We start from the raw sequence: 13467 nt of genomic DNA on the forward strand, positions 1-13467 counted from the left end.
ACATTTTCTCTCCTCCGTTTTGACACTGATAAGTTATTTCATATAAAATACTCTTATACACGTTAATGTATAAAAGTAAATTTTGATAAAGTATACCATAATACCAGTTCATTTGGGGGAAAAATGAGCAAAAAAAAAATATGTTGGGGTATATTCCACAACTTTAAAGGACGGAACGCCATCTTTTCGTGCATCTATCACATATTGTGGCAAGCACATCGCTCTTGGAAGCTTTAGCGACATTAAGACTGCTTCAAAGGTTTATGAAGACGCATCTAAGGTTCTGGACGACGAAAATATCACCGTTTCATCTTATAAAAAGACAATGTCGCTGCCCTTTGATAAGTTTGTCACCCTTATAAACTTTAGGGATAAAGGGATGTATATTTCAAATCCCATCTACCTTGAAAAGAAATATTTTTTGTACTACCTTTCACCTGAAAAAGTACTTAAGTTTGATATTGATGACCTTTTTTACTACTCATCCCACAAGATAATGCAAAGAGGAAGCCATCTTTTTGTTGCAGATTATGGAAGTCAGCTCTCAGTTCTTGCCCGCTACGGAATAAAGAGCTATGCAGTTGAAGGCAGGGACTATATCTTTGCCAACGATGATCACAACGACCTAAGATACGAAAACATCATTGTTCTCAACAGGTACAGAGGTGTCAGACAGTTTAATTTCAGAGGCTTTGTCAGATACAAATCCGTTATCCATATAAGGAGCAACTACGTGATCGGCAATTACAAAACAGAATACGAGGCTGCTATCGCCTACAACAAAGCTGCTGATATCCTCACAAAAAAAGGTATCAAAAAAAGCTTTCAGCAAAACTACATCGAGGACTTATCTCCTTCCCAGTATGCTGATCTGTACATGAAGGTTGATATATCACCTGCCATATATGAGTTAAAGCCTTGAACACAAGGCTTAATGATGTATACTTAAGCTAGATAAATGTCATTATGGAGAGCCTGTATGGAATCAAACAATAAGGGCAAATACAATTTAAAAGAAGCTCTGAAAAAGGATGCTGTCCGCTTTACTGTTGTACTTCTTGCAGCCTTCGTTATGGCATTCAACATCAACTCATTTGTAAATGCCGGAGGCTTATACCCTGGTGGTGCCACTGGTCTTACCATTATCATTCAGAGAATAGCCCAGAAATACTTTTCTATCGCCATTCCATTTACTCCTATCAATGTGATACTTAACGCTGTGCCAGTCTACATAGGTTTTAGATTTATAGGTAAAAGATTCACCTTATTTTCAATGATAATGGTGGTGGCAAACGGTATCTTCGTTGACCTTCTGCCCCACTTCGCGTTCACAAACGACGAGCTTTTAGCTGCAGTATTTGGCGGTCTTTTAAACGCTGTAGCCATAACCATGTGTCTTAATGTGGATGCCACCAGTGGCGGAACTGATTTTATCTCGATCTTCTTATCCCAGAAAAAAGGTATCGACACATTTCCCTATATTCTTGCAGGAAACACTGTTATCCTTGCAATAGCCGGATACCTGTTTGGTTGGGACAAGGCCCTTTACTCAATGATATTCCAGTTTGTTACCACAACAGCCCTTCATACGCTTTACAGGACCTATCAGCAAAAGACTCTTTTCATAATCACGGATGTTCCTGATAAGGTTTGTTCACTTATATATGACACCTGCGGACACGGTGCAACACTTATTGACGGAGAAGGCTCTTTTGCCCACAAGAATAAAAAGATCGTCTACTCCATAGTCAGCGCTTCCGACACAAGAAAACTGATCCCAAAGATAAAAGAACTCGACCCGGGAGCCTTTATCAATTCTGTAAGGACTGAAGAGATAACCGGAAACTTCTATATGAGGCCAAGAGACTGATAATAGTCTGGTTCGTAAAAAAAGCTGTTCGCACTGAACAGCTTTTTATTTTGCTTATTTAGTTTCCTGATGATATCTCATTTACCCTGTCAGCATATTTTACAGCATATATGCGCCTTAAGGATTCATTTAATCTGTCCTGGCTAATGGAGCCACTTGATACGGCCTCTAAAACTGCATTGTAGGCTTCAGTAAAATCTTCAGGAATGTAGATCATATCCGCTCCAGCCTTGATGGCAGCCACAGCAGCTTCCCCTGATGTGTAGTACTCTGTAATAGCACCTTCATTTAGTGGTGCTGTGATAACTATTCCATCAAAGCCCAAAGTTCCTCTAAGTTCCTCTGTGATGATGATATCTGATAAAGATGCTGGTGTGTTGTCACCAGTCACGTTGGGAAGTGAAACGTTGGATACCATAATAGCCCCGGCATATCCTGAGTCGATCACACTCTTAAACACCTCATACTCGTTTAAAACAAGGTCATCCTTACTCTTATCGCTACTGCCCATACCTGACAATGTATCGCCTTTTAAGGGGAATAAATAGCTGCAGGAAAGGATACCTGATTCAGTAAGGCCCTTGGAAAATCCTGCTGCAGCATCCCTTGCAAGGTCTATCTCCTGACTGAAATTGCCTTCCTCAGTCATATCTATAAGTGGAGCCACTGTGCTGTTAAAACCATTTTTAAAAAGTTCAGAACCAATCTGGGTTCCAGCCTGATAAGCAGTTTCACTATCTGTAATGTCGATGTCAGGACGAAGGGCCAATGTGTCTTTTACAGAATCAGACATATTGGCCTGATCAGAAAGAAGCGTAAAGATTGGATACTTGCTCATCGACACTGTAGTATCCAGCATTTCTTTTATCTGATCAGCATTTTTGATGTTCTTGGAGGAGTAAACAATTCCGCCCACCGCATAGGTGCTAAGAGCTTCTTGGGTTCCTGATCCCGCCTTGACCGCAGTATCAACACCTGTTAGCTGCTCAGGAGTTATGATAAAAAGTCCGGCAACCTTGTCCTCAAGGGACTGTTCCTCTATGACGCTGCCAACTATATCCCCTAGCATGTCCTCCTGCGTATATTCCTCTGGCTCCTGCACAACTTCAGGAGTCTCAATAACCTGACTTACTTCTTCCTGAGCCTGTTCTTCCACAATGGCAGTTTCCTGGGTGGTCTTACCTGTTTTTATTACACCGTTAAGGAAGTAGATAAGCACTGCGCATCCGCCAAATACCACAAGGCATGTGGATGCAAGTATTATATATGCAATAAGCTGGCTCCTTTTCCTTCTCTGTCTGCGAGCCAGCCTCTTTTCATCAAAATCCTGTTCTTCTAATCTTGCCATTATATATTCCCACCATCAAAACTTTTTCTGAGCAATATAATACCACAAAAAAACCGATATAAACATACAAATAGGGCAGAAGCTTCATCGATATTACCTGCTTCTGCCCTTATGCCGAGTACTCATCTAATTCAAATGTTATTACGTCCAACGGACCTTCCTCCAATTCTCAGCCTCATCTTTCCATTAACTTTTGCATTCATATGCTTGTGGTTGCAAGTTCACGAATTTTTACTTGTCCGAACCACATATCATGTACTTGAAGTGCTGTAGTGGTATTACTTGTAAATCTTGTATAACTGGTATTACTAAAACTCTTTTATAAAACTGATCTACTTAGTTTGGTGGACCGTACCATCCTTTCTCTGAATATTTTAATTAACTATCCCTTTGGAGTGTACCTACCTTTCTTTCTCCCCCGGCTCTGTTTGCTCTATATACCAAGTGGAGAAGTAATTGGATATCTTATAAGTATCTCTTGATGGTTTTATTATATTTATATGCAGGTAATTTGTCAATACATTTTCGATAAATCTTTTAATTATTTTGAATTTAAACTTTAAATTATCCAATATTCTGTTTATTATTCTAATTGTTTATTCATTATGAACAATTCTGTATATTTCCTATACAACCCTATAAGGTCACATAATAACAGTAATATAGTGTTACAAATTTTGAAACATTTCATTTTCGGGCTTCAAATTCGCCATTTAAATTGACAGAATTTTCAGCTTGAACGTACAAAAAAGGAACCGGAATTTTGCTTTCCGGTTCCTTAAATTCATTACTATATTCAATCAGTCAAGAGGATATTTATCTGTAAGCTTCTTGATGATTGCTCTGGCTTCATCGTTCTTTTCGCCCTTGTTCCTTATAACAATTGCAATAGCCTCGGCAATCTGATCCATATCTTCAGTGTTCATGCCTCTGGTTGTTACAGCAGGTGTACCAAGTCTGATTCCACTGGTTACAAATGGGGACTGCTGTTCATTAGGTATTGTATTCTTGTTTGCAGTAATGTGGGCATCATCAAGCCATGCTTCCACTTCTTTTCCAGTAAGACCAAAGTTTGTAAGATCAACCAGCATAAGGTGGTTGTCTGTGCCACCAGAGACGATCTTGATGCCTCTGTTCATAAGACCTTCGCAAAGAGCCTTGGCATTATCAACGATGTTCTGGGCATATACCTTAAATTCAGGTGAAAGAGCTTCTTTAAAGCAGATTGCCTTAGCAGCAACAACATGCTCAAGTGGGCCACCCTGGATTCCAGGGAATACAGCCTTGTTGAACTTGTACTTATCCTGAGCTTCCTGATTCCAAAGGATCAGTCCGCCTCTTGGTCCGCGAAGAGTCTTGTGAGTTGTAGTTGTAACAACGTCTGCATAAGGGAATGGACTTGGATGAAGTCCTGCTGCTACAAGACCTGCAATGTGAGCCATATCTACCATAAGGACTGCTCCACATGCATCAGCAGCTTCTCTGAATTTCTTAAAATCAATTGTTCTGCAGTAAGCTGAAGCACCTGCAATGATGAGCTTTGGCTTGTGCTCTACTGCAAGCTTGTACATACTGTCATAGTCAAGAACGCCGTTATCATCTACTCCGTAAGGAACGATATTGAAATATGTTCCTGAGATGTTGGCACTGCTTCCGTGTGTAAGATGTCCGCCCTGCTCAAGATTCATACCCATAATGGTATCTCCTGGCTTAAGGAGTGCAAACTGAACTGCAAGATTTGCCTGTGCTCCTGAGTGAGGCTGAACGTTAGCGTAATCGCAGTGGAACAGCTCTTTTGCTCTGTCTCTTGCAATGTTCTCAACCTTGTCTACAACATAGCATCCGCCGTAGTATCTTTTCCCCGGAAGACCCTCAGCGTACTTGTTGGTGAGAGGACTGCCCATAGCGGCCATAACTGCCTTACTGGTCCAGTTCTCTGATGCGATCAGCTCAATGTGATTGTTCTGACGCTCAACTTCCTCCTCGATGAGAGAAGCGATCTCAGGATCAACCTTCCTTACTTCTTCCAATGAATACATACCCTATCCTCCTGAAAATTAGTCGTAAAACACATTTACAGTTTAATGTATTAAAGCAACACACTTCGCATATCGTAACATAAACCCTCAAAAAAATCTAGATACAAAAATGGACAATACCAACAATATGGTATTGTCCTGTTTTATCTGTCAGTTCATGAGCTGGAGCTTCTCTTTAAGGCACTCCCAGGTGATGTTGTCTGATTTTACAGATACCTCCCCGTCGGTGTGTACCCACATGGGCTGCGCACATTTTACTGTGACCTTACTACTTACAAAATGGCCAATTCCCTTGATCCAGTAATAATTTCCAAAGAAGGAAAAAGGAAGTGCAAACATCATCCTTGCTGGAGGCATGTCACCTGCAAAGCAAAGATCAAACTTTCCATCTGCAAGGTCAGCCTTGGGCGCAAAATTAAATCCACCGCCTTCATAGTGATGTATCATGGCCGCAATAAAGATAAAGCGGTCTAAATGTATGGTCTGTCCATTATCAAGTTCTATATCACAGGGAACCTTGTCAGCCTTAAGTAGCTGCCTAATGGCGATCATGCCATAGGTGAGCTTGCCAAGTCCAATCTTATTAAGAAAATTCTTGGTTCCTGAGGCAAGTGCTTCCTCGCAGACTGCTGCATCAAAGCCGATCCCTGAGCTCACGTCAAATATCCTTGATGTAAAAGAGCTGTCGTCATGAAGCCTTGACATAGGGCCTGTCATGGAATTAAAAGTAACTCTTCCAAGATCAAGGGCTCTGACTTTTTTGCCCTCAACTATCTTGTCGATGAGAACGTCGATATTTCCCGGGTAATCAAGGTCTCTTGCAAAGTCATTGGATGATCCGATGGGAATGTATCCAACAAGGGTTTTTTCAAAGTCCATGATACCGTTCATGACTTCATTTAAAGTGCCATCGCCGCCCATTACTACAAGCCTAACAGGAAGATCTTCCCTTGAATCCAGATTCTCTGTAAGCTTTTTGGCAATTCTTGTGGCATGGCCAGGTCCCTTTGTAAGATGAACCTCATATTCAAGTTTCTTTTCCAGGAACTTGTACTCAAGCCTGTTCCAAATGTCTTTTCCCTTACCCGACCTTGCGGAGGGGTTAACAATACAATAATACATACTTAGCCTCACAAAAACCTCAATTACCGTATATTCAGTAATTGAGGTTCTTATATTATATCACATTAGTATTCAGTTGTATCTAAGGGCAAGCTTCTCTTCCTGGCCTTTGCAGAAATTCTCAAGCATTGATGTGTGGTAGAACATGATGTATAAAACAATTGCCATTATAAGGGCTGTAACCACGTCGTACACTGAGTGCTGCTTGATGAACATAGTAGAGAGGATGATGGAGATTCCAAGAAGATCACTTATGATCTCTCCTACCCTTCCTATCTTCCTGGAATGATGAACTGCTATCATTGTTCCTACAGAATTGTAAACATGAATGCTTGGCCAAAGGTTGGCTGCTGTATCATGACTGTAAATGATCTGTACCAGGTCCGTAAAGAAATTGTCCCTGGGAAGCACTGCAGGTCTTAGCATGTGCATGTTAGGGAACAGGGTTGATATTACAAGGAACACTGTCATACCTGTTGCCAGGAATATAAAGTTTTTGTAGTAGCTCTCAAGGTCCAGTGATAATAGAAAAAACAAAAGTGTAACTGATACATACAAGAACCAGGTGTAATAAGGTATTACAAAGATTTCCTGGAATGGTATCATATCATCTATTGCTGTGTGGATCACAGAATAGTGAGAAAAGGTGTGCTTTTCTAAGAATATGAACCAGATCATGTAGATCGGCGCATAAATCAGTATCGGTATTGAAAGCCATAATAGATCTCTTCCAAGGCTCTTGTCTACCGCCCTTCCTATCCAATTTTCATATTTCTTTTTCATAATTTTCCTCATTTTTCAAGCAAAAGAACTTCACGTTGAAAAATATTGTAACACTCAGAAAAATAAAGTAAATGACAATTCTGACAATAAAATTTACGATTTAACGCAAATTTTGATAAAACCATCCAAAATCATCAGTTGAAATGGAATATCTTCTGAAGAAGTTTGTATCCAGCAAGGGTTATCTTACGTCCTCCCTTTCCAGGAAGATAGATATAAGTTCCCTCTATGCTGTATCTGATCTTGCAATACAGAAGGAAGTTCTTTTCCTTGATGTACTCAAGAAGCTCCTGACGTTTTCTAAGGTTCTCCTTGGTATCCTCAGTAATTAAAAGAACAGATGATATTGCTGTAATGATCTCCAGATAGTTGAACATATACTTATGTCTCTCCTTCTGGGATCTGATCATGCCATAGTTCTCTACATAGTAATCAACCATGATCTTGTTGACGCGAAGCTGCTGATCGATCCTTGATAGCATGATCTTCTGGTTTACAGACTGGTCTTCTCTTCCAATGTAGTAGTAATAGAAGTTAACATCCAGATAATACATGTTCTTAACAAATGGAAGCGGGTTAAATACATAGATATTATCTACATAGAAGGTATGCTCAGGGAGCTTAAGCCCGCACTGTCTAAGGAGCTTGGTCCTATAGATAACTGAATGCATCAAAAGATAATGTCCCTTTGGAGTTCTCTTTACATCCTTCCAGGTAAAGATCTGCTCGATTGGGAACATGGTGTTGTAGCGCATTACCTTGTGGCGCTTTTCTCCGACCTTGTTATATACAAAGTTGCTGATAAGAAGGTCAAGCTGCACATCTCCGCCAGCCAGTTCAGCCAGGGTGCTGAGGATCTTTCTGTATGCGATCTCCTTTACCCAGTCATCTGAATCTACAACCTTAAAGTAAAGTCCTGTGGCATTCTCTATTCCTGCATTTACAGCTGATCCATGGCCGCCGTTTGGCTTGTGGATAGCCTTGCAGATCGTAGGATACTTTCTTGCATACTCATCTGCAATTTCTGCTGTCCTGTCCTTGGATCCGTCATCCACAATAAGGATCTCAACCTCTTCTCCGCCCACAAGCAAAGAATCGATGCACTTACTCATATAGTCCTGTGAATTGTAGCAGGGTACTGCAATTGATAATAGTTTCATTATATTAGCTCCTTAATCTGGTACTTTCGTATTTTTCCATTGTTGCAAGGCAATTCCTAAGGTCGTTGTATCTGTCATAGACATCACCTTCATTGATCACAACGCCTACTGAAAGAGCCATTATATCAATCATATCATTTGTTATTATAGGGCGAAGCTTGGATAATATCTCACCTTTTTCTACAGCCAGATCCGCATCCATAAACTGGATAACAAGTGGATCAAGATTGAGTTCTGAAGCTTCCTCATCCACAGTTTTACTCATGACCTCTGATGAGGATGAATAGTCTTTCTTAAGGCTCTTTTCATCAAGCTCAAGCCTGACTGGTGCAGAGGCCGAAGCACTTTTAGTATTTTCTTTAGAAACAGGTCCTGCAGCCTTTTCCTGGCTGACTGCATCCCTGGGATCTATCTTTTCGAATCTCATCTTCTGAGCCACATCAGGATACTTGCTTTTATCAACTTCTGACATGAACATATCAAGTGGTCTTACATAAACCTTGTAGTCGCCATAAAGAGCCTGATATACCACCATCTCTTCCCTGGTTTCAGAGTGAGTTGCAATGGTAAGGACCTGATACATGTTGCCCTTAAAGTGTCTGTAGATTTCTTGTGGTCTTGGTCTTTCTCCCATAATCTCCCCTTTTCTAAGCATTTAACAATTGTATAGTATAAGTCAACAAATGTATTATTTCAAATCTCTACTCCGCTTTTCCAATTGATGTACACCCTATTATCACCATTTCAACACTAATGATATAGTCAAGTTTACCGGTTTTAACAGCTTCATCATTGGATGCACACAGTTCCAGAGCCTGTCTTAGCTGGTCAAAAGAAAAGTTTCTCGCCCAAGTCTGATACTTGCCCACAAGAAATGGCGCTATCTTGACTGCGGATGCCATCTGAGCCTTATCTCTCCTGTTTTCAGTCATCTCTTTTATCTGGAGCATGATATTAAACTGCCTTGTTATAAGAGCAAGGATCTTGGCTGGTGGCTCCTTTAGCGCAAGCAGGTCATAGTATAGCTCTATTGCCCGTCTCTGGTTCTGGGAAGAAATTGCGTCAGTCATGTCAAATATCCTGCTGGTCAGGTAATTGGCACAGACTGCTGTTATGTCTTCTTCTGTGATCTCGTTTCTGTCAATGCAATAGCATACAAGCTTTTCAATTTCCGTTGCCAGATTGGACATATCTGCTCCAACCCTGTCAAGAAGAACAGCCTGGGCTCTTGGGGATATCTTTTTCCCCTCATTAGAGAATCTCGAAGCGATCCAGCGCTTTAGCATTTCGTCATCCTGAGTGCTGCAGTCTATCTCAAAGCCGACCTTTGATACAGTCTTATAGATATCCTTACGCTTGTCTACCTCTTTTTCTACAAATATTATGATGGTAGATTCTGACGACGCCTTAAGGTACTCAGAAAGCTCAGGACAGCCACTCTTAAAAAAGCCGCTGTTCTCCACAAGAATTGTCCTCTTATCAGAAAGAAATGGCATTGTCTCTGCCATATCAATTACCTCAAGAGGATTTATATTATCGCCTTCATACCTGTTAAAGTTCATGGAGGACTCTGATCCCCCAAGGGCTTTTACTATCTTGTCCCTGTTCTGAAGGCGAAGGTAAGCCTCGTCGCCATATATAAGGTAACAGCTCTTAAAAGAGCCTTTAGATAAGTCTTCATTAAATTGTTTCTGCTTAGCCGGAAAATCCGATGTTTTAACTGCCATAAAAAACGCACCTCGACTTATATGTTAACATATAAATGATGTTTTTTGATATACTATATCTGCCCAAAAAGTTATGAACATTTCGAAGGGAGACACAAAATGTTGATACATGGTCTTCAAAAAATGACTCTTTTAGACTATCCGGGATACGTTGCCTGCACTGTGTTCCTTAATGGATGTGATTTCAGATGCCCATATTGTCACAACTTTGAGCTGGTTGACGGTACGGCGCAGGCTCTCATGGATGACGAGGAGTTCTTTGCTTTTTTAGGGAAAAGAAAAGGTCTTTTGGACGGAGTCTGTATATCCGGGGGAGAGCCTCTCTTACATAAAGATATAGATGATTTCATTCGAAGGATCAGAGAAATGGGCTTCAAAGTTAAATTAGATACCAACGGTTATCATCCGGATATGCTTAAAAAGCTTATTGATGAGGGCCTTTTAGATTACATTGCCATGGATATCAAAAACTCTTTTGCCAAATATGCTGTAACCACCGGTGCTCCTAATATCAATACTTCTATTATTAAAAAAAGCATATCAATCATTATGAATAGTGGTGTGGACTACGAGTTCAGGACTACTGTTGCAGGAGGTCTCCACCAAGCAGATGATTTTGAGCAGATAGGAGCCATGATTCCAGATGCAAAGGCGTATTACCTGCAGCAGTTCACCATGAGAGATACTGTTCCGGACAGAGAGCTTTATTCCCCAAGCGCTGAAGAAATGGATACTTTTTTAAAAATAGTTAAAAAGCATGTAGATTCTGCGCAACTTAGAGGAGTATCTGACTAAAGATACTCCTTATTTTACTGTATTTTTGCCCATGGTTTTTTCACGTCGAATAACGAACGCTATAATGATAAGCTATGGCTTAAGTTTTTCTTCACCACAATATCTTGTGTCTTATTAAATATCACCATCTATATATTGACGAACACCCCCTCTTGTGCTATCTTATATTTATATTCATCGTATGTATTGTAAGGGGGTTTCTTATGTACCAGGTTGTTAAAAGAGATGGCACAATTGCGGAATTTAATATTGCTAAAATTTCTGCAGCCATCACAAAAGCATTCGTAGCTCTTGAAAAAGATTATCACTCAAGCGTGATAGATCTTATATCTTTGCGTGTAGCTTCAGATTTCGAATCCAAGGTTAAGGACGGCAAGATCACTGTGGAAGAGATCCAGGACAGTGTCGAGAAAGTCCTTTCCGAGTCCGGATATGCTGATGTTTCCAAGGCTTATATTTTATATCGTAAACAGCGCGAGAAGGTTCGTAACGTCAACTCTGCTCTTCTTAACTACAAGGATATCGTTGACGATTATCTCAAGATCAATGACTGGCGTGTTAAGGAAAATTCCACAGTTACTTATTCTGTAGGCGGTCTCATCCTTTCTAATTCAGGTGCCATCACAGCTAATTACTGGCTCTCAGAAGTATATGATGATGAAATTGCAAATGCTCACAGAAGCGCAGCTATTCATATTCATGACCTTTCAATGCTTACAGGTTACTGTGCAGGCTGGAGCCTTAAGCAGCTCATACAGGAAGGTCTTGGAGGAGTTCCAGGCAAGATCACATCATCACCTGCAGGACACCTTTCTACCCTCTGCAACCAGATGGTAAACTTCCTTGGCATCATGCAGAATGAATGGGCAGGCGCTCAGGCATTCTCTTCATTTGACACTTATCTTGCACCTTTTGTTAAGGTTGATAACCTTTCTTATAAAGAGGTCAAGCAGTGCATACAGTCATTTGTATATGGCGTTAATACTCCAAGCCGTTGGGGAACACAGGCTCCATTCTCAAACATCACTCTTGACTGGACTGTTCCTAACGACTTAAAGAACTTAAACTGCATCGTAGGCGGAAAAGAGCTTGATTTCACCTATGGCGATTGTCAGAAAGAAATGGATATGGTCAACAAGGCCTTCATCGAGATTATGATCGAGGGCGACGCCAACGGACGTGGCTTCCAGTACCCTATCCCAACATATTCTATAACACGTGATTTTGATTGGAGCGAGACTGAAAACAACAAGCTCCTGTTTGAAATGACAGCCAAATATGGAACTCCTTACTTCTCAAATTACATCAACTCCGACATGGAGCCTTCAGATGTAAGAAGTATGTGCTGCAGACTTCGTCTTGACCTTAGAGAGCTTCGTAAAAAATCAGGCGGTTTCTTTGGATCCGGCGAGTCAACTGGCTCTATCGGTGTTGTTACGATCAACATGCCAAGGATTGCATACCTTGCCAAGGACGAAGAAGATTTCTATAAGAGACTCGATCATCTTATGGACATCGCTGCAAGAAGCCTTCACACCAAGAGACAGGTTATCAATAAGCTCCTTGAGCAGGGCCTGTATCCATATACCAAGAGATATCTTGGCGGCTTTGACAACCACTTCTCTACTATCGGTCTTATTGGAATGAACGAAGTAGGTCTTAATGCTAACTGGCTTGGCGTAGACATGACCAATCCTAAGACTGTAGAATTCTCAAAACAGGTTCTTAACCACATGAGAGAGCGCCTGTCCGATTATCAGACAATGTATGAGGGCGAGCTCTTCAACCTCGAGGCTACACCTGCTGAGTCAACTACTTACCGTTTTGCTAAGCACGACAAGGAGATGTATCCAGATATCATAACAGCTAATATGAATGGAACTCCTTACTATACCAACTCTTCACACCTTCCTGTTGGTTATACAGAGGACATCTTCTCAGCCCTGGATATTCAGGATGAGCTCCAGACACTTTATACATCAGGAACTGTATTCCATGCATTCCTTGGCGAGAAACTTCCTGATTGGAAGTCAGCTGCAAGCCTTGTAAGAAAGATTGCTGAAAATTACAAGCTTCCATACTACACCATGTCTCCCACATACTCAGTATGTAAGGAACACGGGTACCTTTCAGGAGAACAGACAGTTTGTCCTCACTGCGGAGCAAAGACAGAGGTTTACAGCCGAATTACTGGCTACTACCGTCCTGTTGCCAACTGGAACGACGGCAAAGCTCAGGAGTACAAGGATAGGCGAGTATATAACATTGGCAACTCTCACCTTACTCACGAAGGTCCAAAGAAGATCAATTTCGTAGAAGCAGCAGTTAAGAAGTCCAACGCTGAATCAAGCAACAGCGGAGAAAATGTTACAGGCAGCACAGTAATGCTCTTTAAGACAACTACCTGCCCTAACTGCAAGATTGCAGGATCTCTTCTTGATAACGCCGGAGTGATCTACAAGACTCTCGACGCCAACGAACATCCTGAACTTGTTGAAAAGTTTGGAATCATGCAGGCACCAACTCTTGTTATTCAAGATGATGACGGCTTCAAGAAAGTCCTTGGTGTTTCAGACATCAAGTCCTGGATCCAGAATAGTCAGGTATCATAAAGATTTAGGGA

General features: G+C 41.1%; 11 protein-coding genes. 4 read left to right on the forward strand and 7 right to left on the reverse strand.

The genetic code is table 11. The annotated features are described in order from the left end of the window. Positions 1-379: 379 nt before the first annotated feature. Positions 380-922 carry a hypothetical protein gene (locus J6I68_RS16170; protein ID WP_330622556.1) on the forward strand — a complete coding sequence of 181 codons (543 nt, stop codon included), beginning with the start codon at positions 380-382 and terminating at the stop codon, positions 920-922. Positions 923-979: 57 nt separating this feature from the next. After that, positions 980-1870 (forward strand): YitT family protein, encoded by an 891-nt coding sequence (locus J6I68_RS16175; protein WP_292221799.1) that lies wholly within the window; start codon positions 980-982, stop codon positions 1868-1870. A gap of 58 nt (positions 1871-1928) precedes the next feature. Here J6I68_RS16175 and J6I68_RS16180 read toward each other — a convergent pair whose 3' ends face one another. The 7 genes from J6I68_RS16180 to holA all read right to left on the reverse strand — a co-directional run bounded on the left by J6I68_RS16180 (position 1929) and on the right by holA (position 10049). Then, positions 1929-3218 (reverse strand): glycoside hydrolase family 3 N-terminal domain-containing protein, encoded by a 1290-nt coding sequence (locus tag J6I68_RS16180; RefSeq protein WP_292221801.1) that lies wholly within the window; start codon positions 3216-3218, stop codon positions 1929-1931. A gap of 800 nt (positions 3219-4018) precedes the next feature. Continuing rightward, positions 4019-5257, reverse strand: coding sequence for a serine hydroxymethyltransferase (gene glyA, locus J6I68_RS16185; protein WP_292221803.1), 1239 nt, complete (start codon positions 5255-5257; stop codon positions 4019-4021). A gap of 150 nt (positions 5258-5407) precedes the next feature. Beyond that, positions 5408-6379, reverse strand: a complete 972-nt coding sequence (locus tag J6I68_RS16190) for a diacylglycerol/lipid kinase family protein (protein ID WP_292221808.1) — start codon at positions 6377-6379, stop codon at positions 5408-5410. A gap of 72 nt (positions 6380-6451) precedes the next feature. Continuing rightward, positions 6452-7162 carry a serine/threonine protein phosphatase gene (locus tag J6I68_RS16195; protein WP_292221810.1) on the reverse strand — a complete coding sequence of 237 codons (711 nt, stop codon included), beginning with the start codon at positions 7160-7162 and terminating at the stop codon, positions 6452-6454. A 134-nt stretch (positions 7163-7296) separates the two neighbouring features. After that, entirely contained in the window at positions 7297-8322 is a 1026-nt protein-coding gene (locus tag J6I68_RS16200) for a glycosyltransferase family 2 protein (protein WP_292221811.1), read from the reverse strand. Between the two features lie 4 nt (positions 8323-8326). Next, positions 8327-8956: a DUF1653 domain-containing protein gene (locus J6I68_RS16205; protein WP_292221813.1), complete on the reverse strand. Its 630-nt coding sequence runs from the start codon at positions 8954-8956 to the stop codon at positions 8327-8329. A 67-nt stretch (positions 8957-9023) separates the two neighbouring features. Continuing rightward, positions 9024-10049 (reverse strand): DNA polymerase III subunit delta, encoded by a 1026-nt coding sequence (gene holA / locus J6I68_RS16210; RefSeq protein ID WP_292221815.1) that lies wholly within the window; start codon positions 10047-10049, stop codon positions 9024-9026. 99 nt (positions 10050-10148) lie between these two features. On the opposite strand from holA, the gene J6I68_RS16215 reads away from it, so the two are divergent. Both J6I68_RS16215 and J6I68_RS16220 read left to right on the forward strand, forming a co-directional pair. Continuing rightward, positions 10149-10844, forward strand: coding sequence for an anaerobic ribonucleoside-triphosphate reductase activating protein (locus J6I68_RS16215; protein WP_292221816.1), 696 nt, complete (start codon positions 10149-10151; stop codon positions 10842-10844). A gap of 203 nt (positions 10845-11047) precedes the next feature. Further along, positions 11048-13456 carry a ribonucleoside triphosphate reductase gene (locus J6I68_RS16220; protein ID WP_292221817.1) on the forward strand — a complete coding sequence of 803 codons (2409 nt, stop codon included), beginning with the start codon at positions 11048-11050 and terminating at the stop codon, positions 13454-13456. The last annotated feature ends 11 nt before the right edge of the window (positions 13457-13467 follow it).

It is taken from the genome of Butyrivibrio sp., assembly GCF_017940685.1.
Classification (GTDB): Bacteria; Bacillota; Clostridia; order Lachnospirales; family Lachnospiraceae; genus Butyrivibrio.